Here is a 26,174-nt window from a genome sequence, read left to right as displayed (position 1 = left end):
CGCGGACGGTGCCCTCGGGGCTAATGTTCCGGCCTGACGCGGACAGGTAGGGTGCATCATGCTTGGTATTTCTAAGGGCAGCCGAGTTGCGGTAACGGGAGCGACAGGCTTTATTGGCCGATATGTATCAGAGGCGCTGGCACTTGCCGGGTACCGGCCTGTGACGCTTGCCCGGTCACCGGATGTTGCTGCTCGGATACTGCCGTCTGGCACGGAGGTGAGATATGCCGACATTCTTGACCCCTGCTCCCTTGCCAACAGCCTGTCCGATGTTGCTGCCGCGGTTCATGTAGCCGGGGTTGTTTCGGTGCAGGCGGCGGACAAGGTTGCGCTAAAGCAGGTCAATGTCGAAGGCATGCGGAACATGCTGGCGGCATCCCGCCGGGTTGGCCTGGCGCGGTTGCTTGTCATGTCCAGCACATCCGCTGTCGGGGCGCTTCCGGCGCACCGACCTGCGGATGCACTTGATGAAGACGCCCCATTTAATCTGGCGAAAGCTGGTATCCCTTATGTAACGACAAAACGGGCTGGCCATGAGATGGCTATTGGGGCCCGGAGAGACGGCGACCCCGTTATCACGCTGAGCCCCACGTTCGTGCTGGGCCCCGGTGATGGCCTGAGAAATGGCACTGCTCTTGTCGACCTCGTCAGCCGCAATCGGCTTCCTGTGTGGCCCGGCGGCGGCGTAAACCCCATCGATGTCCGCGATGTCGCTGCCGCCACTGTAGCCGCACTGACCTGTGTGTCTCCCGAAGATCATTACATCCTTGCCGGGCGGGACAATATCACGTTGGCAGCTCTGGTGGGCCGGATCGCCCGCTTGTCCGGTGCCCGACTGCCGTGGCTTAAGATGCCCTATCAGTTGGCGCTGGCCGCTGCGGCACTTGCAGAGACCATCGCCCCACACAGCACCCTGACAACAGCCGGGGTGCGGCTGTCCCGCTATTACTGGTATTTTAAAGCCGACAGCGCGCGCCGGGACCTCGGGCTGGATACGCGCCCCCTGGATATGACCCTCAAGGACACGCTCGCCGGGGTGCGGGCACAGCACCTCTCCGCCCCTTTTCCTCGACAGGAGCTATCATGAAAATCCTTCTGATCAACCCGCCCTGCGGCGACCATACCATCGGGCTCAAGAATATCGCCAAGATCGAACCCCTCAATCTGGAGCTTCTCGGGGCAATGGTCGGCGACCGCCATGAGGTCCGCCTGGTGGATATGGAAGTGGCGCCCCGGGATCTGGATAGCATGCTGCGAGAGTTTATCCCCGATATCGTCGGGGTCACCTCTGAAGTTGTGCATGTGGAAACCGCCAAACGGGCGCTTGCGCGGGCGCGTCTGGCGGCGCCGCGCTGCGTTACTGTTGTTGGCGGGCACCATCCCACAGTGTGGCCGCAGGATTTTCTGGACCCTGTCATTGACCTGGTGGTGCGCGGGGAGGGCACGGAGGCCTTTCGGGACATATGCGATACTGTTGCTGACGGTGGCCGAACCTTTCACCATATCGACGGGTTGATGATCCGCGAGGGTGACGCGTTGACGCCGACAAAGCCCCGACCGCTGCCAAGGACGCTCGATCACCAGCCGATGCCTGACAGGTCGTTGACAGCCCGGTATCGGCACAAATATTTCTATCTCTGGGAACGCCGGATCGCCGCGGTACGCAGTTCGGTGGGGTGCAGCTTCCCCTGCATCTTCTGTTCCTGCAGGGTTTATTCCCACGGTGGGTTCATCCCGCGGTCGCCAGAATTGTTGCTCGAGGAAATCGCTGGCCTTGAGGAAGAGTTTGTCTATCTGTGCGACGACCATGCCTTCCACGATCCCGAGCGGATGTGGAAGCTTGGTGAGATGCTGCTGTCTGCCGGGATCAAGAAACGCTATTTCACCTATGCAAGGGTGGATTCAATCGTGGAAAACCGGGAGCTCTTTGCTCTGTGGGCACGGGCGGGCCTGCAACTGGTGATGTCGGGTCTTGAGAGTCTGGACTATGAGGCTCTGAAACGAACCGGCAAGCGGGTGGAAAAGGGTCGGGATGAAGAAGCTCTCGCGATCCTAGACGACCTTGGCATCGGCATGAGCGCCGGCTTCCTCGTCGAGCCGCATTTCGAAGAAAAAGACTTCCTGGCCATTGACGACTATGTGAAGCGGCACCCCGCCATCCTGCTGACCGAATTCACGCCGCTGACCCCGCTGCCTGGCACACCGCTGTACCGGAAGGTGGAGCCGGATCTTGTTTCAACCGACCGACAGCTATATGACTTGCAGCATTTTCTCCTGCCCACGGAAACACCGCCAAAACAGCTTTACCAGCTGATGCGCCAGGCCTATGCGCGTGTGATCCGGCGGGCCGCGCTAAAACTCGGCCTGTGGCGTCCGGGCAACTGGTCCTGGCATTATATCCGCATGTTTGTCGGTTTGATGCGCAACTACAAGGCCTTGAAAGAAGCGCATCTGCATATACCACAGCCTGAACCCAAACCGGAACTGGAAGACGTAGGATGACCGGCAAGCCGCGCCCATATGCCATCGAATATCTGGGCTGGTCCGGTTTCCACCTACACGGCCCTGGGTTGCCGTCCATATTCATCGACCCGCCAAAAGGCACCCAGTTCCCGGACAGCGGCGACATCATCATTCTTCTCACCCATGGCCACCCCGAGCATCTCGGCGGGACCATAGATTTCCTGAACCGGTCCCGCGGTCGTGGCAATGTAACGCTTGTCGCCTCGGTATGGCTGTGTCGGTATTTCGGGCGCCACTACCCTGGGGCCGACCTGACGCTGCGCCCGGCAACCAACGGGGAACAGATATCCCTATCCGGTAATATCACGCTCTCGGTCTTCGGCTGGACCCATATGCCCCTCTTGCCGCCAGGCCTGGCTGCGGCGGCATGCCACCTGTGGAGGCTGATCAGAAAGGCGCCGACCGCGTGGCATATCGCGCGCATGATGATGCAGGGCCCCAAATGGGCGGGCCCCATGCTGGGGTATAAGATTGAGTATAAGGGCACAGCGGTTGCTGTCGCTTATGGCGAAGGTCTGCACCGGCGCTGCGAACCAGAAGCGGTTGCTTGGCACTGTGCGGGTGCGCGACAAGCTTCGCTTCTGGCTGCGGTTGAACCCGAGGACGAAGACATGATGCCCCGCCTCCTGCGCTATGCGGGGATCGGACATGTCGTCCTCTATGCTCCGCACAAGGGTTGGCGCACAGCCTTCGGTCTGCCTCAAGCGGACCTCCCTCGTTTAAAGGCGGCCCTGGAATTCTTCGGGCTGTCAGCTGAGATCGCAGGAAATACAGAAGATAGTACAAGGGAAAACGTGACCGAGTTGTTATAATGGTCTCCTCTTCTGCTTCGAGAAGCTGCACACCGGGATGATAGGAAAAAGTGGGGTTTGGTAGGATCTTTGCGCTTACATGGTCTCCGTGGAGCCAAGTTACTTACCCGCATGGCCTAATCAATTTAGGTGAAAATGTGATAATCTGCGAAAAGAAAAGTGAAGTGTTATCCATCCTGCATATGCCATTGAAGGCTGCCAAAGGATGTGTGCCCTGCATAGAAGGGAGCCCTAAAGAAATATGCCCAAGTTTTTGTCAACATTTCTGACGCTTCGGGGCAGGCTGGTTTTTCTGATATGTCTGGCGACGCTTCCGGCAATTCTGTTCGCTTTTTACCTAGCCCACACCGAGCGCACCTCGGCGCTGCTGCGCATGGAACAGGACGGGCACCATGTGATTAGCCTGATGACGCGTGAACACCTGAACCAGATGACCGGTGCGAAAAGCCTCTTGAGGTGGCTATCAGGCAGGTTGGCGAGGCAAGACAGCGAAACGTTGATATCAGATCCGCACTTTCTTGCAGCGCTGCTGGCGGGACATCCGCAACTCGGCAACATCGCGATCCTGGCGCCGGACGGTGAAGTCATCAACAGCGCCTATCCCCTGGAGAGTTCGGTCAATATGCATGAGTACGATGCCGTCCAGCGGGCACTTCATTCGCAGGAGATCGAGACAGGGACCTATGTCATCGGTCCCATTGTGAAACGCCCCCTGCTGCATCTGGCTTATGCCATAAGGGATCCCCGCAGCCGGGTGCGTTGGGTAGTATTTGTTGCCATAGACCTGAAATGGCTGGAGCAGTTGACGAAAACCGTCGAATTGCCAACAGATCATATCCTGTTGGTGACAGACCGGGAAGGACGAATACTAACCGGATCAGCAACGTCCGGCGCAGTTGACTTCTCCATCGGCACAAAGGTTTCAGAATTGGCTGGGCTGGCGGCCCAACAGGACGGCAAAACCGTTTCCGCCCAAATGGGTGGGCAATCCTTCTATTTTGTTACAGCCTCCATGCTGGATATGCCGGGTATCCTTGTGGCAAATGCATTGCCGCAGGCGCAGTTTACCCGCAAGGCGAATGATATCTTCTATCGAACTCTCGGTCTGCTCGGCCTGCTGACACTGTTCACGGTGGTTTCAGTTCTGATCGTCGAGGAAGTTGCGCTGCTCAGGGTCATTCGCGCCTTGTCCCAAGCGACGCAGAGATTTGGCGACGGCGATTATACGGTGCGCATCGACATTCCTCGCGGCTATGGTGAATTGCAGGATATGGCGGTCGCATTCAATACGATGGCGGCAACACTCATGCGTCGCCATCAGGAAGTCATGGAAGCCCATCATCAGTTAGAGCGTCTGACCCGGCACCTCCAGGTGGCCCGTGAAACGGAAGCACAGCGTATATCCCGTGACCTTCATGATGAGGTGGGGCAAGTTCTGACCAGCATAAAAATGGACCTCGTCCATTTTCAAAACAAATGCGCTCATAGAGCTTCCCCGGGAACTGATAGTGTGATCAGTGAGAGCATCGGCGCCATACGGGAGAAGATCGACAAGACTGTTGCCTTCATTCGTCGTTTGGCATCCGATCTGCGTCCGCCGGTGCTGGACCGCATGGGATTGTCGTCGGCGATTGACCTCTTGGCGCGTGGATTGGAAACAGACGCGGGTCTGGTTGTCGATGTAGACACTTGTGACATACCTGAACCGCTGGACTGGCTGGTCTCAACAACCCTTTACCGGATCGTGCAGGAATCACTGACCAATATCCTGCGGCACGCACATGCCTCGGAAGTGTCCGTCGGGCTGCAAAGAACTGATGGCACTCTTCATCTCTCCGTACAGGATAACGGCAGTGGGTTTGATGTCAGCACGCAAAAGGGAGGAACTTTGGGCCTTGCAGGGATGCGCGAACGCGCCCGTCTGGTCGGCGGGGCGTTTGCCATCGAAAGCGAACCCGGAAGGGGGACGAAGATAAGCGTCTCGGTACCTGTGGTCCCAAGCTTGGACGACGCCTATTCTGTTTCCGCCTGATGGCGGCGTAGGACAAACGCCGACATGCGGTTCCCTTGCAACCGGCATGATTTTCAGTTTTCGCCCGATACCGGACTGCCCGGACCCGCCATAATCTGCTCCTCGATACCGGTCGGAATATGTAACCGCGGCTTGGGCGGACGTGTGGGCTGCGGTGCGAACGAGGAAATCCCTGATGGCAGACACACTTCTGAGACCTGGCAAAGCGGCACCCCATTTCGGGGCCGGTCCCGATGTCCCCTTGGGCGATTGCGTGCTGCCTGCGCAAATGGGGCAGGACGCTGCCGCGGACGCATTCAAGAAAACCGGGTTCGGAACGGCCCCGCTTTTCCTGCGCTCATTCCTGTGCACGCCCTTCCTGGGATTTGCCGTTGCACTGACGGCGCATTTAACCGACCAGGGCATGCCAAGCGGCTCGGCGGGGCTCTTTTTTCCTGTCGGCTATATCATGCTGTGGGTGCTTGGTTTCGAGATGGTGACCGGCAGTTTTTCCATTATGGCAATCGGCGTTTGCGCCCGAACCGTCCGCCTTTGGGCGTTGGTCCGAAACTGGATATTGACCTATATGGGAAACTTGGCCGGCGGTGTTTTTTTCGCTTTTCTGCTCTGGTTTTCACTCACCAAGGGAGGGAACCAGGAGGCAAGCGGCCTCCTAAGCGTGATCGCGCATATTGCCGAAAAGAAGATCGCCTATCGCCATTTCGGCGCCTCCGGCTGGTGCGCCGCCGTTGGCATGGGAATCCTCTGCAACTGGCTCGTCAGCCTCGCGCCCATCCTGTCGAAAGGCGCGCGCAGTGCGGCCGGGAAGATAATCCTGATATGGCTCCCGCTGGCCACCTTCTTTTCGGTCGGCTTCGAGCACGCGGTCGTCAATATGTTCGTGTTCCCCGTGGCCCTGCTCTGCGGTGCGGAAGTGAATTTTCATGACTGGTGGTTCTGGAACCAGATTCCGGTCACGACGGGCAATATTATCGGCGCCGTTATCTTCAACGGTATTTTGTGGTACAAAAGCCATGAAAAGGCCGCGAAGGGATAATGAACCGGCATAAAGGCTGTATATATGCGAATTCTGCTTGCCGACGATCATCATATGTTCCGGTCCGGCCTGCGCCGCATCCTGGAAGACGACTTTCCCGATGCCATCATCGCAGAGGCCGCGTCCTGCGATGAAACGCTGGCGCAAGTGGCCCGGCAAAGGATGGATTTGCTTATTCTCGACATCGCCATGGGCAAGGAGAACAGCCTGCATATTCTGCCGGCCATCAGGGATGCCTGTCCTGATTTGCCGGTGCTGCTGCTCAGCATGTATGACGACAAGCAGTTTATCGTGCAGGCCTTGCGCGCTGGCGTCTCGGGGTATTTGACCAAGGAGCATGCCCCGGAGGAGCTGATCCGCGCCATCCGCACCATCCTCGGTGGCCGCCGGTATGTCAGCGCGTCCGTTGCCGCCCATCTGGCAGACTATCTTGCCGTCGGCAGTTCGGAGTTCCCCCATCAGACCCTTTCCGCCCGGGAGCATGAGGTCTTTCTGAGGATCGCAGCCGGACAATCCGTCTCGGATATTGCAAAAGAGTTGTGCCTGAGTGTGAAGACGATCAGCACCTATCGTACCCGCATTCTTGAAAAAATGGATGTGGGATCCAATGCCGAACTGATGCGCTATGCTATGCAGCACGGACTGGTGACATAGCCTGTCGGACAAACCCCGACATAAAAAACAGCGCTTCTCCTATAGAATAGAGGGGGTCCGCCCGATACCCGTGCCTGGTCGCGCCAGGCATATTCAAGGGTATGAGCACGATGTCCCGCATAACCCGAGAAACTGATCTGAGCGCGATACCCGCAGCAGACGGTCGTATCCTTTCCCTCGCCTATATGAAGCAAAGCCTCGCGGCACTCCATCCTGCGTATTTTGCCCTGGTGATGGCGACGGGAATCGTGTCGATCGGTTGCAAGGCGATGGGGCTGGAAGAGGTGGCGACCTTGCTCTTCTGGGTCAACGTGCCCGCCTATGCCATCCTGTGGCTGGTTTATGGCGCCCGCGCCTGGCTGTTTCCGTCCCGGTTCATGGCGGACTGGTTGTCGCACAAACGCGGCTTCGGCTTCTTCACCGTCGTGGCCGCCACCAATGTGCTCGGCTCGCAGTTTTTCCTCCTGCAAGACAATGTGGCAGCCGCGGAGATATTCTGGTGGGCAGGCTTTATCCTGTGGCTCTTGTGCACTTACAGTATTTTTGTCCTTTTGGCGGTGCAAAAGCAAAAGCCGCCGATCGAAGAGGGAATCAACGGCGGCTGGCTGATCGCCGTGGTTGCGACCCAGTCGGTCAGCGTGCTCGGTGCGCTGGTCAAACCCAGCATTCTCGGGAGCGGCGATTTTTCCGCGGTTCTGTTGCTTTCCTTCTGGCTGTTCGGTGGGATGCTTTATATCTGGCTCATCTCGCTCATCTTCTACCGCTATATGTTTTTCCGGTTCGAGCCGTCGGACCTGATCCCGCCTTATTGGATCAACATGGGGGCCGTCGCCATCACCACCTTGACCGGTGCCGAACTGATCCGGGCTTTCGAGAGCACGCCCGCGATCCACAGCATGCTGCCTTTCATCAAGGGGATGACGACCATGTACTGGGCGACGGCGACTTGGTGGATACCCATGTTGCTGGTGCTCGGTGTCTGGCGCCACGGCATACGCCGCTTCAAGCTGACCTACGACCCGCTTTATTGGGGGCTGGTGTTCCCGCTTGGCATGTATGCGGTGTGCACGTTGAAGCTGGGTGTCGTTTTCAACCTCCCCATGTTTTTGCTGGTGGCGCGGGTCTTCATTGTGGTGGCCCTGATCGCATGGCTCCTGACGTTTCTGAGCATGATCAAAAGGCCGCTTTACGCGGTGTTGCTCATGGTGAGAACAAGATCGCGGGATACCACCATTTTTCCTGATACTCAATTAAACGAAGGAGACAGAGAAAATGCGCAAAGTTAAAGACAGGCCTTTAAGGGCAGATGACCGGATCAGACAGGGTATTCTGGATATGATCATCGGCACACTGGCGCTCATTGTGGGCATCCTCTTCTGCTCGACCACAATCACTTTCGGAATGGTAGAGCCAGGTGGCGAGAGTACCGGCTTTTTGGCGGAAGGGCTGATCGCTGGCAGTTTGGGATGCCTAGTGTTCGGGCTGGGTGCCGCACAGTATCTGAAGGCTGCAATCGAGGCTGGATACACCGATGATTCTCTCTGAAACACAACGTCATGCAGGCAAACCGTGAGGGGATAGATATGAGCAAACCAACACCCAAACCCCTAACGCCAACAACAGGGACACTGTCGGATACGACAGGTCAGGAAAGGAGCAATGAAATGCCTCTGGACAATATTCGCATGCGCACCGGACAAAGGCTGGTGTTCGCAGGATTCGGCATCGCCGTTATCGGACTGATACTTTATAGCATGGCTGGGTTTTCGGCCGAGGCCGCCCAGATAGAGCCAGTATTCATCAAGGAAAGCCTTGGTGTTGTCGGTATAGGTGTCGTCGTATGGCTGATCGGCGTCGTTAAATACCTGAACGGGGCTATCGAATCAAATGCAGCCGATGACCACAATATTTTGTGAAGCTGGCTAACCAATCTCAGGGTGAGTGGGCTTCAAGCCACAGCTAAATGTTCGCAGATGCCAATATTTATCGAAGCTTGCTGATAGACCAGATAAGGCCCCTTGAGGAAAGTAACCCGCTAACGAAGAATTGGTTTAAGTCAGGAGGCCATGGACAGACAGTTGGCCGTTTGACGTTGGCTAGGGCGGCATTCTGCGGGAGGAAGGAACATGGCGCATCGACCTTTGTTAAAAGAAGACGAATGGCATCAGTTGATGGGGGTGCCGGTAGACGAGGAAAGCCTGATCCAGCATTATCTGCTCGACATGGTGGATATTGAGCGCATCAATTCAAAACGTCGGCCAGAAAACCAGCTTGGTTTTGCTGTGCAGCTATGTCTGATGCGTTTTCCTGGCAGGGCTTTGCAATCGGGTGAGAAACCCCCAAGAGAAACCGTCGCGTTCATCGCAAGCCAGCTTGGTATCGATCCAGCAGCATTCGCGAACTATGCCCGCCGTGATGAAACACGCAGAGAGCACGCCGTACAGATTCAGGAATACCTTAAACTGTCTCCGGCAACCCGCACCAATCAACGCATTGCCCTTGTGGCCGGACTTGCCGCCGCGGAGAAATCGGACAATGGTTCGGCAATTGCTCAAGCAATGGTTCAGGCTCTCCGGGAACAGTCGGTTTTGCTGCCAAGCTTTCGAAAGCTCGATCGCCTGGGCCGTGCAGCCCGTGCTATTGCGAGGGCTCGTACCAATGCGGCCGTGTTGGAAGGGTTGAATGAAGCCCAATTACTCAGGGTCGACAGGCTTTTGGATTACGATCCGCAAATCCGGCAGACACGGTTCGGCTGGCTCAGGTCCCACCCGGAAGCATCGGGAGCCGACAATCTTGTCGCGCTCCTGGAGCGGCTTGATTTTGTGCGGTCGCTTGAGATCGATATGTCATGCAAGGCGCGCATCCATCCAGATCGCTGGAAACAGATCGTGCTCGAAGGCAAGGTGACCCCCAGTTGGCTCGCGGCGGATTTTAATGCCAACCGGAGACGAGCCACAATAGCAGCACAAATCATCTCTCTTTCTGAAACGCTCACCGACGAAGCCGTCAGCATGTTTACCAAACTGATCGGACGATTATTCTCTCGTGCGGTCGCCAAAGGCCGGCAGCGTCATATCGACAAGCGCAAGGAAACGAACCAGACCCTCCTGCTTTTCCGGGATACGTTGAATGCCCTCATTGCAGCGAGCGAACACAAACTCGATGCTTTTACAGTTCTGGAAGAAACAGTGGGCTGGCAACGGCTGGTCAGCGCCAAGCCAAGTCTGGATGCCATGGTGACGGAAGCGGAACAGCCTGCCCTCGTCATCGCCGCAGAGCGATATTATACCATGAGGAAGTATGGGCCCCAGTTTCTGGAGACCTTCACCTTCCGATCCGGCCGTTCCCGCGACCCGCTCTTGAGCGCCATTAACCTCCTGAAGCAGTTAAACCGAAAGGGCCGCAGATACTTGCCTGAGTTTTTTCCCCTGAATCATCTCGGTAGGAAAGAACGCGCGCTGATCATGGCAACTGACAAGCGGGATAGGCACCTGTATGAAATCGCTACGCTTTCGGCCCTCCGGGATCGCTTGCGTTCCGGCGATATATGGGTCAATGGCAGCACACAGTTTCGGCCCGTTGGGGATGATTTCATACCCAAGCCCGAGTTTGACACGAAAAAAGAAACGGGTAGTTTACAGCTCGGTGTGCCAACAGATTTTGAAGCATGGTATGGCGAAACCAGGCGGGTGCTGGATTTCCGGCTGAAACGCCTCGCCTACAGGGCGCGTAGCAATAAATTGGAAGGTGTGCGCTTGGCGGGCGGTGAACTGATTGTCTCCCCGCTTACCAGCGATGTACCGGCGGCGGCAGATGAACTCAAATGGCGGCTCAACCAGATGCTGCCTCGTATCCATATCACAGACTTGCTTGCCGAAGTTAATGGCTGGGTGCGGTTTTCAGATGCTTTTACCCATCTGCGGACGCAACAACCCGTCAGGCAAACGCCCGCGATACAGGCCGCCGTGCTGGCAGACGCCACCAACATGGGCATGCTTCGCATGGCCGGCGCGTCCTCCAACGTCACCGAGCGCCAGATTGCATGGGCCAGACTGTTTCATATGCGACCGGAAACCTACCGGAGCGCACAAGCCGTTATCACCAATGCGCATGCGGCCCACCCTCACAGCCGCGTATGGGGTACCGGTACGACCTCCTCTTCGGACGGTCAGTTTTACCGGGCGGGAGATCGGGCCCGCCTGCGCAGCGATGTGAATATGCATTATGGCAGGGAACCTGGAGGAAAATTCTACAGCCATTTATCCGATCAGTATGGCTACTATAGCATCCTGCCAATCAGCCCCGCCGAAAGCGAAGCGCCCTATGTGCTGGATGGCCTGTTGGATCATGAAACCAATTTGCAGATCGGTGAGCATTATACGGATACGGGCGGCGCCAGCGACCATGTTTTTGGTCTGTTCTGCCTGCTGCCGGACAAGCGGTTTGCACCACGTTTGAGAGATTTGAAGGGCAGGAAGTTTCACACTATCGAAGATGCGGGCGGCTATCCGTACCTCAGGCACCATATCGGACACAGGGTCAATATCCCGCTGATCAGGGACAACTGGAGCGATCTCCTGCATCTGGCGGCGTCGTTGAACGAGAGGGTCGTCGCACCGTCCAGTATCCTCAAAAAGCTGTCGGCATCTCCGAGGGCAAGCCAACTGGCGCGAGCGCTCAGAGACCTGGGGAGATTGGAACGCACCCTGTTCATGATCGAATGGTACAGTGACCCCGCGCTGCGGCGCCGGTGCCAGGGTGGATTGAACAAGGGAGAAGCGGCTCATAAACTTAAACGGGCCGTCTTCTTCCATGAACGCGGAGAAATCCGGGACCGCTCATTCGACAGCCAGGCCTTCAGGGCGTCTGGCCTGAATCTTGTGGTGAGCGCCATCGTGTATTGGAACACAGTCTATCTGGCGCGGTGCGTGACACAGCTCAGGATGGATGGTGTAGATATTCCCGACGAACTCCTGAAGCACGTATCGCCGATATCCTGGGAACATATCAACCTGACGGGTATATATACATGGCGGGATGACTATCCGGAACCAGGCCTGTTCCGGGAATTAAGGAAAGCAACGTCAGGAATAAACTGGGCTGCGTGATCTATAAATCCCAATGTTCACGATTTGTCCAATTTAGCGTACAGATTGGCACTATTCTTGTCGTGGCCCCATCTAGGTCATTGCGTCGGGGTTGATCGCAAGCTGCCAGATGCGCCTTGTAGGTTTCTACGTTGCGGGCAAGTCCGCGCGCAATTGACCAGATGCCGCCTGTATCGAGCGCATCACGCAGCATGGCATAGGACATCAAACGTGATACACGTCCGTTACCATCCAAGAACGGGTGAAGCCAAGCAAGCCGATGGTGTGCGGCAGCAGCGGCAATGATGGAATCCAACCTACCCAGTTTTTCGTATGAAGCCTCAAAACGCTTCATGAAACGAGGCAGGGCCCCTGGGCTGATTGGGATATGCCGTCCGACCTCTACATCTCGATCACGAATTTGCCCCGGCACGACCTCAATCTTACCTTTAGTGACTGGGTCTTCCACCCACAACAGTTCCTTCGGGAGCAATTCACAGAAGCGACGATGGATTTCCAAAATGCCTGCAGCTGAAGTCGCCTTGCCCTTAAGGCCACCTTCATCAATCCATTTCTGCACAGCAATGTGGGCTTCCGCCTCAAGCTGCAAATCACGCTGTTGAGGGTCGGCGCTATAATCTTTGTTCATTGCGCGTTCGATATCGATCGGGTGCGTATCATGTCCCTCAATCAGATTGCTGTAATAGCAGTTCATCGCGCGTACGAGATCGGACAAGGCGGTAACCACGCCGTCGGGTAGGCTCCGCCGCAGGCCTGTCGATTTAGCGGTCAGTTCCAAAGCGAGATCAGCCAATTCCCCTCTGTGTTTGGAGCTTTCAGGCACAAGCATCGGCTCCATGCTTGTAACAGCTTCACCTCGATCTGCTGGATTTTCCTTGTCCATATTTTTGGCCGCTTATCTGTCCGGTTTCAAATGAGCAATAAGTACATATATATCATTATGTTATATTTTTAGATAGGCGTTTATGTCAGAAAAATTGGCCACTTTATTGGCCTATGAATTATAAGACAGCTCTATGCTTTTAGCATCGCCCAAAGGACGAGAGATCCCTAGCTACATTATGCCATGAAAACAGACAGCCGGTGAGGATGGTTGACAAGAACACCCACATCAAAAAGAGCGATTTAGTAAACAGGCGGTTTAACGCCGCCTGTTTACATTATCCTTGGTGGAACGATCCGGATTGTCGCGCGCATACTCACGGCCGTTGATTTTGACAACATGTGCATCTGGATGTTCGCCGCGTTTGATTTCAGCGACAACATTCCTGCGCGGTACATCTTTTCGTGCACCAATATCATAGTGTTCATTACGACCTCCAGGGCCGTCATTTTTGCCAACAATTTTTGTCATTTTGACTTTTCCTGCTATTTGGCTTTCCATCAGTTAAGTGAATTGATCACACGCCCGACCTAACGCAAGCGCCGTTTCATCCGTTCGATCTGTTCGGGAGAGCCTTCAGCGTCAAAGCCATTCCGGGTTTTCTTCATTCTAACGCCCGGACCCGCAGCCCTACGGATTCCCTGCTCAATCGTTTTTTCAAACGATCGTTTCATTTCGCGTTCAAGCTGCTGCGAGCTTGTAATGCGTTTACCGTTAAACTTCATATCAATGCGTACCATGTCAGGCCTCCTATTATCCTTTGGGCGGAAAGGGGTCGTTGCCATACGAGTCGCGAGCGCGGATACGTCCATCGCGACCGTGAATCAGCAATTCACTTTGCTGGTTGCGGGCAATTTCTCGGGCGGCATCAATAGCTTCAGCCTGAGTGTCGTGAATGGACGTTGCCCGGGAATTTCCTTCGCCCTGGACAGCCCACTGGCCTTGCCTTGGCGTAACATGTTGATTCTTAGACATTTTAGTTATCTCTTTTTGCATGGCGCGTTGACAAATACGCCCTGTCGTCATATGGTTTGTGACGATTTGTCATAGGTGCGACTAAAAAATATCGCCACACAATTGTGACGATTTCGTCATTGTAACAAATACGGAGTAGTCATGTCAAGCCCATCCAGTCCAGGTGAAATCTTTGCAACCCGACTAGCGGAAGTAAGAGAGCTAAGGCGTCTTAATCAATCCGAACTTGCCCGCAAAGCAGGGCTACAGCCCTCTGCTATTGCCCATTTCGAAGGGAAAAGGCGTAAACCCTCGTTCGCCAACATTCTGGCGCTGGCAAATGCTCTCGGTGTTTCGTCAGATTATTTGATTGGAAAAGCAGACAATATTCAGGGAGCCACAACCGCCTTTCGAAACGAGGAAAAACTTACGGCTAATGATAGAGATTTTATTCAGTCAATCATCAATGCTCGTATTCAGAAAACTGAGGAAGAGTAATGGCCGAGCGCTTCCAGCTAAGGATGGCGAGACAGGAAGGTGAACGGATTGCAAAGGAGGCAGGCTTCGACAGCTTTCCCATCTGCCCGCGTACCATAGCAAGTAAACACAATATCCCTATTGAAGCTAAACCGCCCGACATCGCGGGGGTAAGTGGCGGGATCATTTTTGTGAACAACCAGGCCATTATTTTTTACGCTACAAATATTGAAAATGAAGGCTTCATAAATTTCACCATATCTCACGAGCTAGGGCATTTCTTTTTGCCCGGACACCCTGAAGCAATTCAAGAGCAAGGTGGGGCACACGCCTCTAAAGCTGGCTTCACCCAAGGGGATTCCTCCATCGAACTTGAAGCGGATCACTTTGCTGCGGGCCTTCTGATGCCCGAACATCTGGTGAGAACACATATAAATCGGAATCCTCCCGGCCTGGACTCCATACTGGAGTTAAGTTCTATTGCAGAATGTTCTGTTACTGCCGCAGCAATTCGTACGGCTGAATGCAGCCGAGATCCCATCGCAATTATTGTTAGCTCCGCTGATACCATTGCTTACGCATTTATGTCAGAAAGGCTCAAAGACTTTAGACCACGCTTCTTGAGAAAAGGTTCGGCACTTCCAAACTCAGCGACTGCTCAGTTCAATAAGACCCTAAATCAGGCACTTTCTGCAACTCGCACATGTGCGCAGACAACGTTTTCAGATTGGTTTGGAGGGGAACATTCCTTCGTGATGGACGAGGAAATTCTTGGCCTCGGCCAATACGGATTTACGCTGACGGTCTTATCGTCGGAAGAAGTGCCCGAACTTGATGATCCTGATGACGAGGAAGAAGATAGTTTAGTAGAAAGCTGGACACCACACTTTGCTTATGGGCGATAGTCCTGTCGAAGAGATGCGCCTCGCATTTCAGCATACAAGGTCAGCAATAGACACCTTCAATGCCGTCGCAATTTCACTGAGCACGGTAATCGTGGGGTTCCGAACACCCCTTTCAACACCACTTATATAGGTGCGATGCAGCCCTGACCGAAAAGCCAACTCCTCCTGCGAGATGTTCTGCTCCCGCCGAATTTTCGCAATGTTAGCGCCGACTTGCTGCTTAATATCCATGCAGCAACTGTTCGGCCATCGTAGATTATTGGTCTACAGACTATGAGTCACATTAGGTATTGATACTCACTTCGAATTGCATACTATAAGTAACAAATAGGCGCGAGGAGGAGCAGGATGATCAGGAAAACTGCAGTTGGCTTAGCCGCTGAACAGGCCGTCGAAAACACCAGGCGGCGCCATTGGGAAGCGGAACAGCAGGCAAAAACTGAAAAGCTAGTTCAGGAAGCGGTAGAGGATGCGGTTCTAGAACAGGCCAACCCCGCAGTTGCCAGACAAAGAAAGAGAGCGAAAGCAGACGCCAAAGGCATCGTGCCGTTTTTCTTTTTCTATTTAGTCATGGGGGGCATCGCCTACAGCAGTATTGGCCAACATGAAAGCTTGGCATTTCTCGACTTCCCGGGGATCGGCTGGTTAGTGGGGTTTGCAATCTTCTATTGCGGCAGCATAATACCTGCGAGAGACGTTCGCTGGCCATACCTGCCAGGGATAGCGGTGATGCTGTACCCAATATATGACATGGCACCATTTTTTACATCCTTGGTTGGCATGCAGGAAAACATGCAAAATGTTAGTATTGTCGCCTCCGTCATGTTTGGGTTTTGGTTTATGGTACTGCGAACAGCTCGAACCGTCCAAGGGTTTGCCTAGAAACTTTAAGGTGGAGGCAATGTGTTCCCATGTCCAAAGGGGCCAACAAAATGAACACCGTCCGGTACCCATTTTACACCATACTTTCGACAGTGAATGCGCCGTATCGAGAGCATATTGATGCCGAACAGTTGGCCAAATGCATTCGCAACGTTGGCGAAGTAAAGAAATTCACCGGGCAAGTGTGGGGCTTTTTCGGCGAAGTGCCAATCCCGCATCAACTAGCTTTTGCCGCCCACTATTCGATGTCCCCGAAAGAGCTACAAGCGGCAGCGAGGAGGTTCAGCGAGCTGTCGGGCGCGTACTTCAAAATCTGCGAAATCGACATCTGAATACGTAGAAATACGGCTCTAAAACACGCTTCAGATAGGTGTCATGTGTCGAAAAATTTTCAGACTTTTATTATAAAAATTTGAGACCATTTTGGATAAGTTTTTTATTTGGCCCCACTTCAACCGGTGTCAGTCGATGTCATTGGGGCAACATAGATATTCACTATATTTGTTGTTTTTCAATATTTTAGTCTTATAATGCCGATTAATATCTCGTCTCACCAAATCACATCTTTAGATCGGTTTACACTGGCAGTGTAGAGGTCGACGGTTCGATCCCGTTCGGCTCCACCATGAAAACCCTCGCCTGACCGGGCGAGGGTTTTGTCTTTTCAGCAGGATCGATTCCGGCGACGCCTTCGGCGATGCGCCATTTGGCCCGTTCGGCTCCTACCCATGAAAACCCTCGCCTAACCGGGCGGGGTTTTGTCTTTTCAGCAGGATCGATTCCGGCGACGCCTTCGGCGATGCGCCATTTGGCCCGTTCGGCTCCTACCCATGAAAACCCCCGCCTGACCGGGCGGGGTTTTGTCGTCTCCAGGACAAGCCTTAGCGGCCACCCTCGTCCGGCGAATGATGATCATAACTGAGCACCCTTTTCAGCAACCAGCTGTCGCCTTCTTTTATCCACACATGGGTGAAACGGGCAGTCGACGTGTGCCTGAGCGGCACCCCTTCCTGCCGAAGGAAAAATTCATGCTCGCCCCTTTGGATGGCGCCGTAGAGTGCACCGTTCTCATATAGCGGAAACACTTCCAGGCTACCGGCCACCAATTTCCTGATCGGCTTTATGGCGGGGTTGCCGCAGATGTTTTTCTGAACCGTCTGAATGAAGGAAGCCTTAGAATTCTCAAACCCGCCGCTGTCATGGTAGAATTCGAAATCGTCTGACACAATCTGGTTGAGCACCGAATATTCACACCGGTTGAAAGACCGTTCGAACAGAATATCATCAAGTTCCTTCAGTGCCTTGAAAAGATCACTTTCCGTGGATTCCTGCGCATGCGCAGCAGAAGGCACCCCTGCCAGCAGGAGTGCGACCAATAAAGCTTTCATGTTATTCCTCGCTATCTGTCTTGGTTACGCTGTCTTATCTTTATGACAGCCTCAATAGCACAGATCGGCAAATTGGGGAAAAGGCTTAGCAGCAGCTAGCCCTCGTGCATCAACTGAAGCTGGCGTTTCAGGCATTTCTTCAGGTCGTATTTTTCCAGAATTGTGGCCCGCCCAGCCTTGCCGAGTGCTGCTGACCCAGCCCGGTCGCCAAGCATGCGGTCCATTGTGTCTGCAAGGGCATCGGCATCGTCCATATCTACAAGGCGGCCATTCTCGCCGTCGCGGATAACCTCGCGCACGGGTTCAGTGTCGGAGCCCAGTACCGGTACACCAACGCTCATGGCGTTCAGCATCGACCATGACAGCACAAACGGGCGCGTCAGATAGACATGCAGGCTGGAGACCTGAAGGAAGCTGACAAACTTGGCCTCAGGCAACAGCCCAACGAAATGGATACGGTCTTTATCAAACGGGATTTCTTCCTCAGCCCGCGCTTTCAGCCCCGGGCCCTTCTTGCCGCCATAACAGATGCGGTCTGCGCCAGCGATCAGTACATGAAGGTTAGGCCGCACCTTTTGCACGCGGGCGGCGGCGGCCATGAATTCCATAAATCCACGGGTCGGCTCCATGCCGCGCCCAGCGTAGGTGACGATCTCGTCGCCCTTCTTGAAACGCTTGCCGGAAACCTCCAGTGTCAGGCTGGTGGCAGGGCGATAAAAGCTGGTATCGACGCCGTCATGAAGCACCTCCAGTCGGCCCTGCCATCCTTTAGGGAACTGGGCCCGCTGGAACTCAGTCGGCACATAACCTGCGTCCATCTGCTCGAAATCCCTCAGTATGGGCAGATTGGTCGCCGCCGCATTGCGGCACTTCTGGCGTAGCTCTGCGCCGGTCCTGACGTCTGTTGGAGTAGGCATTCCATAATACCATTCGAACAGGCTGATCATGCGGGCGCCTGGGAAAAGGTCCTTAAGGAAGAAAGAGGCCCCGCGCGACGCATGCGACAGGATCACATCAGGCGCCCACCCCCCAATCGCCAACGGCTTCAGCTCACGATAAAGGTTGAGGCCAAGCGCGACCGCCTTGTCCATAATGCCAACATCCGGCCCGGCGACATCCTTTGGCAAGTCATAGACCACCTGCTTGACCGGCAGACGAAGCGTCGATCCCTTGCGGCTGGCAACGATAATGTCATGCCCGCCCGCTTTCAGGAGATGCTTGTAAATATGAACAAACTGACCCGGAGCCGCGTCATGTACGATCAGATATTTCACCGATTCACCCTTTTTTCGCCCCCTTGGCGACATCCGACTGTCTTTAGGGACAATCGCAAACGCGATCAAGACAACAACAAAAAATTCATTTTCTACAGATGCTTACCAACACCACCAACTACATACGATAAAATTTTATCAATATTATCAATCATTTATAATCGAACTTGCTGCAATCCTTAAGGTCATTTTTACGCCGCGTCTCTAGGGTGAGTCTTTAATGGGGAAAACCCCATCAGGCACAATGGAGACATATAATGCGTATTATCGCCGTTACCTCGCAAAAGGGCGGTTCAGGCAAAACCACGCTTTCAGGCCACCTCGCAGTAGAAGCAGAACGCGCTGGCGCGGGCCCCGTCGCCCTCATCGACACGGATCCCCAAGGCAGCCTTGCCGAATGGTGGAACGAACGGGAAGCAACAGCCCCCGCTTTCGCCCAAACAGCTATCGGCTCACTGGAGCAGGACCTCAATCTCCTGAGGGAACAGGGGTTCCGCCTGGCCATCATCGATACGCCCCCGGCCATCACCCGGTCGATCCAGGCTGTCGTGAGCCGGTCGGACCTTGTCATCATTCCGACACGCCCAAGCCCCCATGACCTGCGGGCGGCAGGTGCCACCGTGGACCTTGTTGAGCGCGCAGGCAAACCGCTGATGTTTGTCGTAAACGGCGCCACAGCGCGCGCACGGCTGACTGGCGAGGCAGCCATTGCGCTGTCACAGCACGGTACCGTGGCACCCACTGTCGTCCACAACCGGCAGGATTTTGCCGCCAGCATGATTGACGGCCGAACCGTGATGGAAGCCGCAACAGGCGGCAAGTCGCACACTGAGATTTCAGAACTTTGGGCCTATGTGGCAGACCGTATCGCCCGCTTGCCGCTTCGGGCAACATTCAAGACTGTTGCATCGGGACGGTCACCGTTTGGCAATCGCCCAAGCTTTGGCAACGTGCAGCACATCAGCTAAGTCGCCGAGACAAGAAAGGAACGCACCATGACAATGGCATCTTTGACCGCATCATTGCTTGCCAGAAAGGGCCATGCGCAACCTTCCGCCTCGGCGCGGGATATTTTTGCCCCGGACATGCCGGCGGAAAAGGGCTGGCAATCGCCGGCCAGGAAAAAGCCGACGGCACTGGAAAACACACCATCACTGAAGGCCAAGCCTGAAGCTGTAAATGAACCGATTTGCTCGGCCCCTCCTCACAAGGCACCCGAGCAGACACCACCTCGTCCTTTGTTAGCCCCCGTTGAGGCACGGCATACACTGATGGCGCAAACGGACGGGGTGGTACGAACCTCGAAAGCCACGAAGGTGAAGACGGCCTGCGACACGCGCAAGCACAAGACGCTCAGGCTGAACGAAGACATGGACATGCAGCTTCGTCTTCTGGCCGCCCGAAAAGGCACCAGCCAACAAGCCCTGATGGAAGAAGCGATCCGGGACCTGTTGAAGTCAGAAACACGCGGCAATAGCTGCATTTGCGGCTCAAAAAAATAAGCTTTGCCTGATTACCAGGGTTATGGGGATGCACCTCCCAAGTCCTGGCTCTTTGGGAGGAGCAAGCGGGGGAGCAGCTGAAACGGCTGTTCCCCCGTGCACCGTTTTCCCTATGCTCTAGCGCGGCGGTTTGGCGAAACAGTCGTATCCAGACCGCTTCAAAGACACGCAGCGCCTGACCGCATCCTGCATCGTGCCAACCGGACCAAACAACAGCCGGTAAAGGCCCGGCCTATTGGGCGCTTCAATCACTTCATGATAAAGGTCGCCCACTGTATCCGCCTTTTTGGCAAGGATTTCCGTTTCCAAGAGGCGCGTGTCCTCTTCGCCCATGGCAAACCCGACCTCCAGCCGCCAGACTGCCTCCCAATTTTCAGGTTTCAGTGACGCGGGATCGTCGTCAGGCAGATCTATTTCGGCGTCGGTCACCAGATGCAGATCCAGCGGCTTGCGGTCGAAGCCCTTGACTTCAAGGTCCCCTGCATAGTCATGCGCAGCCTGGATGGCCTCAGGCTTCAGCTGCTGCTGCATTGCCGGCTCTGTCTCTGTCGCGGGGTCATACCCTGCGCCTGCGGCCCGCCACACAAGCCCATAGCCCCTGATCGGGTCAGGCACCAAACCGCCTTCGCCGTTCCAGTACACCATGCCCAGAAGGTACATGGCTTCAACGTCACCCAGAAGCGCATATTGCTGCCAGATGGCCATGGCCTCCTGGACCAATGCTTCATCTCGGTCACCTTCGAAAAACAGGATATTTGCCAGATTAAGAGCCGCCTGCTTGCTGCCCATCTGGGCACCAAGCCGGTAATACATCAATGCGATTTTGGGTGCTGGCTCGCGCCCCACACCAATCCGGTGGATTTCAGCGAGGTGGAAAAAAGCCTCTGCGTTACCAAGCTCGCCAAGGCGGCGCAGCATATCAATCGCAGCGCTTACCTGGTCTTCCCGGATCAGCTCCAGCGCATTTCTGATGCCGTCGCCCAACCGGTCATCTTCGGATGGCGTCTCCTGCAAACCGGACACGACATTTCCCCCGCCCGCGATGTAGCCGAGCAACAGCCCAGTGATTAACCATATTCGCAACATTCTCATGCCCTGAACCTAACGGGATTTTAGATAAAATTAAGCGAAAAAACGCCTAAAAGCATTTTGGAAGATTAAACCTTCTTTCACGTCTTTATCATAGGGTATGACCTGAATTTATCAGGCAAAACCACGCTTACAAGTGAGCGTTATATGAACAGTTACAAATATATCAGGCCACTTCTTATGTGCGCCAGCACCATCGCTTTGATGGGCTGCAGCTACCAAAGCGCATCCGATATGCCCCCTGTCGCATCGGATTTTTCCGCAAGCCGTGCCCAATCAGCCGGCGGACTTAAGGCTATCGCGGATGATCTGGCGACCAACGGGCAGCATGAAGCAGCCATACCGCTGTATCGGCACCTAGGTGCCAGATCAGGCGACCCTGCAGTGCTGTCCGCATTGGCGAACAGCCTTTCTGCCCGCGGTGCGCACGAAGAAGCGGTCCGCATTCTAACGACCCTCGGGGCACGCGGCCAGATGGACGGCAACAGCTGGTATACTCTCGGCAAGACTAATTTGGCGTTAGGCCAATTCGAAGACGCGCTGAGCGCGTTTGACCAGGCCCGCGCCTATGCACCAGGCGACACCAAGATTCTGTCTGGTCTTGCCATCTCGGAAGCTGCCTTGGGCCGCACCGGTGACGCCATGAACACGCTGGCCGTGGTCGCAGACCCAACAGGGCTATCGAACCGGGCGCTCCTTTATGCCACCACCGGTCATCCAGAAGTTGCGGTAAGCATCCTGGAACCGATGGTAAAGGCCGGCATGCTGGGCCCTCAGGGCCGACAAAACCTGGCAATGGCCTATCTCCTTGATGGCCGCGAATCGGACGCATTCAAGATTGCACGCCTGGACCTTGACCCTGAGACCATTGGTGACACCTTTACCTTTTACCGGTCACTTTCAAGCCTGGCGCCAAGCGAGCGCATGCAGGCGCTGGTCACCGGCACCATCGACCCGTCCTGGACGCGTGACGAGGCTGCAAACCTGCAGATAGCCGATTCGACCGACCGTCAGGAAGCCGCCAAACGGCTTATGGAAAAGCCGGTCATGATGGCCAAGGCACCAGAACCTGAGCCAGAGCCAGAAACAGAACCTGTCGTCGCACAGGCCGATTATGAGCTGACGGAAATTCCGCCCCTGGTAGAACCGGAGGGCTGGGCGCTGCAGATCGGCGCGTATCGCACGATCGAAAACCTGATGCGCGGCTGGACCATCCTGTACCGCCAAAGCGGCGACTTGCTGCAGGATATTCCGCCACGTCGGTCCGAAGTGGATTTCGGAGACCGGGACACAGACCCGAAAGGCTTCTATTACCGGCTTAACGCCGGGCCGCTCAAGACCCTGAAACAGGCGAAAGACCTGTGCAAGGAATTGCGGGCCCGCGGCACGTCCTGCTGGATCAGGCCGCCGGAGAAAACCGAAGGCAGCTTGCCTGAAGAAACCAGCGCCACCAAGAAGCCATCGGCAACAACAACCCAGACAGCCAGCTTGGGCTGATCAAAGTCAGCCAATAAAGTCTGTCAGTTGCGCTTTTCCTCTTGAACGGATGCGCCGCAATACCCAGAATTAGAAAGGATGCCAGACCATGGCATCCTTTTTCTGTATCCGCCTAAGGCGCCATTGAGCCCCGCGCCGCTTCCGGGAAGGGCGCCGAAGACGTCAGAGGGGACTTGGGCGGTATGATAGTGCCATTCGCTTGATCAAGGAGAGGCTCATGTCCCGCATGTCGATTTTCAACAGTCCGTTCCTTTTGGGCTTTGACCAACTGGAGGAACTTTTGGACAGTGTTTCGAAAAATTCAGGCGAGGGTTATCCCCCCTATAATATCGAGCATATCGGTGACACTGCCATCCGCATTACACTCGCGGTTGCAGGCTTCACTCGTGACGACCTTTCGATCACCCTTGAAGCAAATCAGCTGATCATTCGCGGCAAACAGACCGACGACAGCAGCGACAGGGCCTATCTGCACCGGGGTATCGCAGCCCGCCAGTTTGTACGCAAATTCGTGCTGGCAGACGGCATGGAAGTCAGCGATGCATCGATGGAACACGGGCTCCTGCACATCGACCTGACGCGACCCGAGCAACAGGAAACCATCCGCACCATCAAGATCAGCTGATACTGATGCGGCAGGATCAAACGACAATTCAGGTTTCCACTTCTGGGCAAGGGTGCTTCGAGATCACGCGGGACGTTGGGGCATTTGTCGCGGCAAGCGGGATTGAGACCGGCCTGCTAACGCTTTTTATCCAGCATACAAGTGCATCACTTACCATTCAGGAAAATGCCGACCCAGATGTCCAGGCAGACCTGACCGATGCGCTTGAGCGCCTTGCGCCAGAGGACACGCGGCTATACCGCCACACCTGTGAAGGCCCGGACGATATGCCCGCGCACGTCAAAGCAGCACTGACAGATGTGTCGCTGACCATTCCGGTTACGGGCGGCAGGCCCGCCCTTGGTACCTGGCAAGGTATTTATGTCCTGGAACACCGGCGCATGGGTCACACGCGCCGTGTTGTGTGCCACCTGACAGGCAAATAAAGAAACTGCGGTTTCCTAGAAGTCGTAAACCAACGCCGCACGGGTAATGGTATCCCAGGCCGCTGTACCAACCGGTGGGGCAGATTCATAGCGCACTTCAAACGACACACGTGCCGCAAGATGCGCATTGATGCGGGAAGTCATTTCCATCCAATTCTCCACCGTCGTCATGTCAACGCCCACAAGGACAGATGCCCGGTCCCTGAAGGTGAGGCTATCGCTCAGCTTCAGCTCATAGGTGCTGGAAATGCGGCCAAGAAATTCGCTCTCTGTCGTGGCTGGCGACAGCATCGCGCCCACATCGTCGAATGTTGCCTCCACCCGACTGATCCGGATGCCCGGACCACCCTGAATCCGGAGCTTGTGCCGCTCAGTATCCAACAGCTGGTAACCGATACCGATATTCTCAATGATGCGGTAATCATAGCCTGAGAATTTGTCCATCTCGAATTCTGTATAGTTCACCGCATAGGTTCCGTTCCACGGACGCCAGATTGTTTCATATTTGGCCAGAAAGCGCTCGCGGGTGGTCGCGCCGCTGCTGCGGGCCAGATCAAAATTCAGATCAAGGTCATGAGACCAGCGTTTGCCGAAATCACGGCGGAAGCTGAGGCCCATGGAAATGGATTGCTCGTCAGAATCACCAGTAGAGGATGTCGCACCCAGTTCGGCCTGCCCGTTCCACAAGGCCGGGTCGAGATAATAGATGATGCCGCGCGCCTTGGACGCCTCTTCAGCTGCAATCTTCCGCGCTTCAGCTTCTTCCACTTCCTCGATTTGTGCTGGCTCCATCCAGTCGGCCTTCAGGCCTTTGGCAAAAGCAAGGATAGCTTCCCGGTCATCGGGCCAGGTTGTCAGCGCAGTATTCAGGATCACATCGAAGGTAGCCTTGTCGCCACTGGTTACAGCCGTCTCCAGAAGTTTGTCATACCCCTTCGATCCGTCTGCAGACACAGAAGCGGTAAGAAGGGTGCTGGCAAAAAGAATTTGCGCCGCCAGTCGGAGTGTGTGTTTGCCAAACGTCGTCATCAAGGCCATAGTCCTTCGGTAATCGGGGATATTTGGGCAGTCACTTAGCCCTACAGCGGGAAAAAGACAAGCCTTCAACGGCCTAAAAGGGGGAATAATCATGCCTGCAGCATTCATTACCGGCGCCACAGGATTCCTTGGGCGACATATCGTTGATGTCCTGCGCGAACAGGGCTGGACAATTTATGCCCTGGTCCGCAATGAGGATCGGGCTCGTAAACTGATCGGGGACGGCATCACCTTCGTGCAGGGTGACCTGCTGCATGTAACCGCCTGCAAAAACCAACTTCCTGCTGGCATCAACTGCATTTTCCATGTCGCCGCCGACACCAGCACCTGGAAAAAGGATGCAAGCCAACAGGCCGCCATCAATATTGGCGGCACAGAATCCATGCTGCAGCTATGCCAGGAACTGAAGGCGGACCGCTTCGTCCATGTATCCTCCACATCCGTCTACGGCATCCACGAAGACACCGTGACAGAGGCAAGTGAGAGAAAAGGCATCTACAGCTGGGTTTCCTATGCTCGCACCAAGGCCATTGCCGAGCGGCGCGTGCTTGACGCTGTCAGCCGTGGTATTGACGCCGTGATCCTGAACCCCACCCATATCGTTGGCCGCTATGACGATCATAATTGGTCGCGCATGATACAGATGCTGAATGAGGGCACGCTGCCGGGCGTGCCTCCCGGGGCCGGGAATTTCGCCAATGGGCGGGCCGTCGCAGAAGCCATCGTCACAGCCTTTACGAAAGGGCAAAAGGGCGAAAACTACATCCTGGGCGGACCCTATGCGACGATGCGCGAATTCCTGTCCCTCGCCGCGCAGGAACTTGGCAAACCTGCACCAGGAAAGCCCACACCCGCCATTATGCTGAAGGTTCTCTCCCGCCTGCTGTCGGTGGTTTCAGCTATTACCGGCAAACGGCCGATGATCACACCGGAAGAAGCCTATTTCGCGGCAGAGACCGTGGCGGCAAGCTGCGAGAAAGCAGTCGCAGAACTGGACTACCGCGAAGTGCCGCTGGAACAGTCGGTGAAGGAAAGCATCGAATACTTGCGCGAGCAGGGGCGGCTATAGG

General features: G+C 55.3%; 28 protein-coding genes and 1 pseudogene. 20 read left to right on the top strand and 9 right to left on the bottom strand.

All coding sequences use genetic code 11. The annotated features are described in order from the left end of the window. The first annotated feature begins 58 nt into the window (after positions 1–58). The 10 genes from ACFO5Q_RS03015 to ACFO5Q_RS02970 all read left to right on the top strand — a co-directional run bounded on the left by ACFO5Q_RS03015 (position 59) and on the right by ACFO5Q_RS02970 (position 12,165). The gene (locus tag ACFO5Q_RS03015) at positions 59–1,087 is read left to right on the top strand and encodes an NAD-dependent epimerase/dehydratase family protein (RefSeq protein WP_068147817.1); all 1,029 of its coding nucleotides are present in this window, start codon (positions 59–61) and stop codon (positions 1,085–1,087) included. Further along, positions 1,084–2,502 carry a B12-binding domain-containing radical SAM protein gene (locus ACFO5Q_RS03010; RefSeq protein WP_068147815.1) on the top strand — a complete coding sequence of 473 codons (1,419 nt, stop codon included), beginning with the start codon at positions 1,084–1,086 and terminating at the stop codon, positions 2,500–2,502. The genes ACFO5Q_RS03015 and ACFO5Q_RS03010 overlap by 4 nt, the downstream gene beginning before the upstream one ends. Beyond that, entirely contained in the window at positions 2,499–3,335 is an 837-nt protein-coding gene (locus ACFO5Q_RS03005) for an MBL fold metallo-hydrolase (RefSeq protein ID WP_068147812.1), read from the top strand. The genes ACFO5Q_RS03010 and ACFO5Q_RS03005 overlap by 4 nt, the downstream gene beginning before the upstream one ends. Before the next feature lie 241 nt (positions 3,336–3,576). Further along, the gene (locus ACFO5Q_RS03000; protein ID WP_068147809.1) at positions 3,577–5,367 is read left to right on the top strand and encodes an ATP-binding protein; all 1,791 of its coding nucleotides are present in this window, start codon (positions 3,577–3,579) and stop codon (positions 5,365–5,367) included. Between the two features lie 175 nt (positions 5,368–5,542). Then, positions 5,543–6,403, top strand: a complete 861-nt coding sequence (locus ACFO5Q_RS02995) for a formate/nitrite transporter family protein (protein ID WP_082719874.1) — start codon at positions 5,543–5,545, stop codon at positions 6,401–6,403. Positions 6,404–6,427: 24 nt separating this feature from the next. Further along, the gene (locus ACFO5Q_RS02990; RefSeq protein WP_068147806.1) at positions 6,428–7,057 is read left to right on the top strand and encodes a response regulator; all 630 of its coding nucleotides are present in this window, start codon (positions 6,428–6,430) and stop codon (positions 7,055–7,057) included. 110 nt (positions 7,058–7,167) lie between these two features. Continuing rightward, positions 7,168–8,343, top strand: coding sequence for a tellurite resistance/C4-dicarboxylate transporter family protein (locus tag ACFO5Q_RS02985; protein ID WP_197421074.1), 1,176 nt, complete (start codon positions 7,168–7,170; stop codon positions 8,341–8,343). Continuing rightward, complete coding sequence (locus tag ACFO5Q_RS02980; protein ID WP_068147804.1) at positions 8,330–8,602, top strand: hypothetical protein; 273 nt, start codon at positions 8,330–8,332, stop codon at positions 8,600–8,602. The genes ACFO5Q_RS02985 and ACFO5Q_RS02980 overlap by 14 nt, the downstream gene beginning before the upstream one ends. 38 nt (positions 8,603–8,640) lie before the next feature. Further along, a complete protein-coding gene (locus ACFO5Q_RS02975) occupies positions 8,641–8,973 on the top strand; it encodes a hypothetical protein (RefSeq protein WP_156431956.1) in 333 nt (110 codons plus the stop codon). Positions 8,974–9,183: 210 nt separating this feature from the next. Next, positions 9,184–12,165, top strand: a complete 2,982-nt coding sequence (locus ACFO5Q_RS02970) for a Tn3 family transposase (protein WP_068147798.1) — start codon at positions 9,184–9,186, stop codon at positions 12,163–12,165. Between the two features lie 67 nt (positions 12,166–12,232). On the opposite strand, the pseudogene ACFO5Q_RS02965 reads toward ACFO5Q_RS02970, so the two are convergent. From ACFO5Q_RS02965 to ACFO5Q_RS02950, 4 genes and pseudogenes are all read right to left on the bottom strand, one after another. Continuing rightward, a pseudogene (locus tag ACFO5Q_RS02965) lies at positions 12,233–13,003 on the bottom strand (Fic family protein); the annotation flags it as partial. A gap of 303 nt (positions 13,004–13,306) precedes the next feature. Then, a complete protein-coding gene (locus ACFO5Q_RS02960; RefSeq protein WP_068147794.1) occupies positions 13,307–13,519 on the bottom strand; it encodes a hypothetical protein in 213 nt (70 codons plus the stop codon). 59 nt (positions 13,520–13,578) lie between these two features. Beyond that, positions 13,579–13,788 carry a hypothetical protein gene (locus ACFO5Q_RS02955; RefSeq protein WP_068147979.1) on the bottom strand — a complete coding sequence of 70 codons (210 nt, stop codon included), beginning with the start codon at positions 13,786–13,788 and terminating at the stop codon, positions 13,579–13,581. A 13-nt stretch (positions 13,789–13,801) separates the two neighbouring features. After that, a complete protein-coding gene (locus ACFO5Q_RS02950) occupies positions 13,802–14,023 on the bottom strand; it encodes a DUF2188 domain-containing protein (protein WP_068148654.1) in 222 nt (73 codons plus the stop codon). A gap of 141 nt (positions 14,024–14,164) precedes the next feature. Between ACFO5Q_RS02950 and ACFO5Q_RS02945 the strand changes: the two genes are divergently transcribed. After that, positions 14,165–14,500: a helix-turn-helix domain-containing protein gene (locus ACFO5Q_RS02945; RefSeq protein ID WP_068148590.1), complete on the top strand. Its 336-nt coding sequence runs from the start codon at positions 14,165–14,167 to the stop codon at positions 14,498–14,500. Beyond that, a complete protein-coding gene (locus ACFO5Q_RS02940) occupies positions 14,500–15,384 on the top strand; it encodes an ImmA/IrrE family metallo-endopeptidase (RefSeq protein WP_068148585.1) in 885 nt (294 codons plus the stop codon). The genes ACFO5Q_RS02945 and ACFO5Q_RS02940 overlap by 1 nt, the downstream gene beginning before the upstream one ends. 27 nt (positions 15,385–15,411) lie before the next feature. On the opposite strand, the gene ACFO5Q_RS02935 is transcribed toward ACFO5Q_RS02940, so the two are convergent. Next, positions 15,412–15,615, bottom strand: coding sequence for a helix-turn-helix domain-containing protein (locus tag ACFO5Q_RS02935; RefSeq protein ID WP_068148582.1), 204 nt, complete (start codon positions 15,613–15,615; stop codon positions 15,412–15,414). A gap of 117 nt (positions 15,616–15,732) precedes the next feature. Here ACFO5Q_RS02935 and ACFO5Q_RS02930 point away from each other — a divergent pair, with 117 nt between their 5' ends. Both ACFO5Q_RS02930 and ACFO5Q_RS02925 read left to right on the top strand, forming a co-directional pair. Beyond that, a complete protein-coding gene (locus ACFO5Q_RS02930) occupies positions 15,733–16,266 on the top strand; it encodes a hypothetical protein (protein WP_068148580.1) in 534 nt (177 codons plus the stop codon). Positions 16,267–16,316: 50 nt separating this feature from the next. Then, on the top strand, positions 16,317–16,598 hold the full coding sequence (locus ACFO5Q_RS02925) for a hypothetical protein (RefSeq protein WP_156431977.1): 282 nt from the start codon (positions 16,317–16,319) through the stop codon (positions 16,596–16,598). 549 nt (positions 16,599–17,147) lie between these two features. On the opposite strand, the gene ACFO5Q_RS02920 is transcribed toward ACFO5Q_RS02925, so the two are convergent. Both ACFO5Q_RS02920 and ACFO5Q_RS02915 read right to left on the bottom strand, forming a co-directional pair. Next, positions 17,148–17,654 (bottom strand): nuclear transport factor 2 family protein, encoded by a 507-nt coding sequence (locus ACFO5Q_RS02920; protein WP_068148572.1) that lies wholly within the window; start codon positions 17,652–17,654, stop codon positions 17,148–17,150. A gap of 95 nt (positions 17,655–17,749) precedes the next feature. Further along, positions 17,750–18,928, bottom strand: a complete 1,179-nt coding sequence (locus ACFO5Q_RS02915; protein ID WP_197421122.1) for a glycosyltransferase — start codon at positions 18,926–18,928, stop codon at positions 17,750–17,752. Positions 18,929–19,185: 257 nt separating this feature from the next. Between ACFO5Q_RS02915 and ACFO5Q_RS02910 the strand changes: the two genes are divergently transcribed. Together ACFO5Q_RS02910 and ACFO5Q_RS02905 are read left to right on the top strand one after the other, a co-directional pair. Next, positions 19,186–19,896 carry a ParA family protein gene (locus ACFO5Q_RS02910; RefSeq protein ID WP_068148568.1) on the top strand — a complete coding sequence of 237 codons (711 nt, stop codon included), beginning with the start codon at positions 19,186–19,188 and terminating at the stop codon, positions 19,894–19,896. Positions 19,897–19,923: 27 nt separating this feature from the next. After that, positions 19,924–20,430 (top strand): ribbon-helix-helix domain-containing protein, encoded by a 507-nt coding sequence (locus ACFO5Q_RS02905; RefSeq protein ID WP_156431976.1) that lies wholly within the window; start codon positions 19,924–19,926, stop codon positions 20,428–20,430. A gap of 117 nt (positions 20,431–20,547) precedes the next feature. On the opposite strand, the gene ACFO5Q_RS02900 is transcribed toward ACFO5Q_RS02905, so the two are convergent. Beyond that, positions 20,548–21,453, bottom strand: coding sequence for a tetratricopeptide repeat protein (locus ACFO5Q_RS02900; protein ID WP_156431975.1), 906 nt, complete (start codon positions 21,451–21,453; stop codon positions 20,548–20,550). Between the two features lie 213 nt (positions 21,454–21,666). On the opposite strand from ACFO5Q_RS02900, the gene ACFO5Q_RS02895 reads away from it, so the two are divergent. From ACFO5Q_RS02895 to ACFO5Q_RS02885, 3 genes are all read left to right on the top strand, one after another. Then, the gene (locus ACFO5Q_RS02895) at positions 21,667–23,016 is read left to right on the top strand and encodes an SPOR domain-containing protein (RefSeq protein ID WP_068148558.1); all 1,350 of its coding nucleotides are present in this window, start codon (positions 21,667–21,669) and stop codon (positions 23,014–23,016) included. Between the two features lie 217 nt (positions 23,017–23,233). Next, positions 23,234–23,641, top strand: coding sequence for an Hsp20 family protein (locus ACFO5Q_RS02890; RefSeq protein WP_068148555.1), 408 nt, complete (start codon positions 23,234–23,236; stop codon positions 23,639–23,641). Positions 23,642–23,646: 5 nt separating this feature from the next. Beyond that, complete coding sequence (locus ACFO5Q_RS02885) at positions 23,647–24,066, top strand: secondary thiamine-phosphate synthase enzyme YjbQ (protein WP_197421120.1); 420 nt, start codon at positions 23,647–23,649, stop codon at positions 24,064–24,066. A gap of 15 nt (positions 24,067–24,081) precedes the next feature. Here ACFO5Q_RS02885 and ACFO5Q_RS02880 read toward each other — a convergent pair whose 3' ends face one another. Further along, entirely contained in the window at positions 24,082–25,095 is a 1,014-nt protein-coding gene (locus ACFO5Q_RS02880) for a DUF481 domain-containing protein (protein WP_231727266.1), read from the bottom strand. 100 nt (positions 25,096–25,195) lie between these two features. Here ACFO5Q_RS02880 and ACFO5Q_RS02875 point away from each other — a divergent pair, with 100 nt between their 5' ends. Next, positions 25,196–26,173 (top strand): NAD-dependent epimerase/dehydratase family protein, encoded by a 978-nt coding sequence (locus tag ACFO5Q_RS02875; protein ID WP_068148546.1) that lies wholly within the window; start codon positions 25,196–25,198, stop codon positions 26,171–26,173. Position 26,174 lies beyond the last annotated feature (1 nt).

The sequence above is a fragment of the Kordiimonas lipolytica genome, assembly GCF_042651265.1.
Lineage (GTDB): Bacteria > Pseudomonadota > Alphaproteobacteria > Sphingomonadales > Kordiimonadaceae > Kordiimonas > Kordiimonas lipolytica.
Note: the sequence above shows the minus strand (reverse complement) of the source record. Positions and strands in the feature narration are given on the sequence as shown.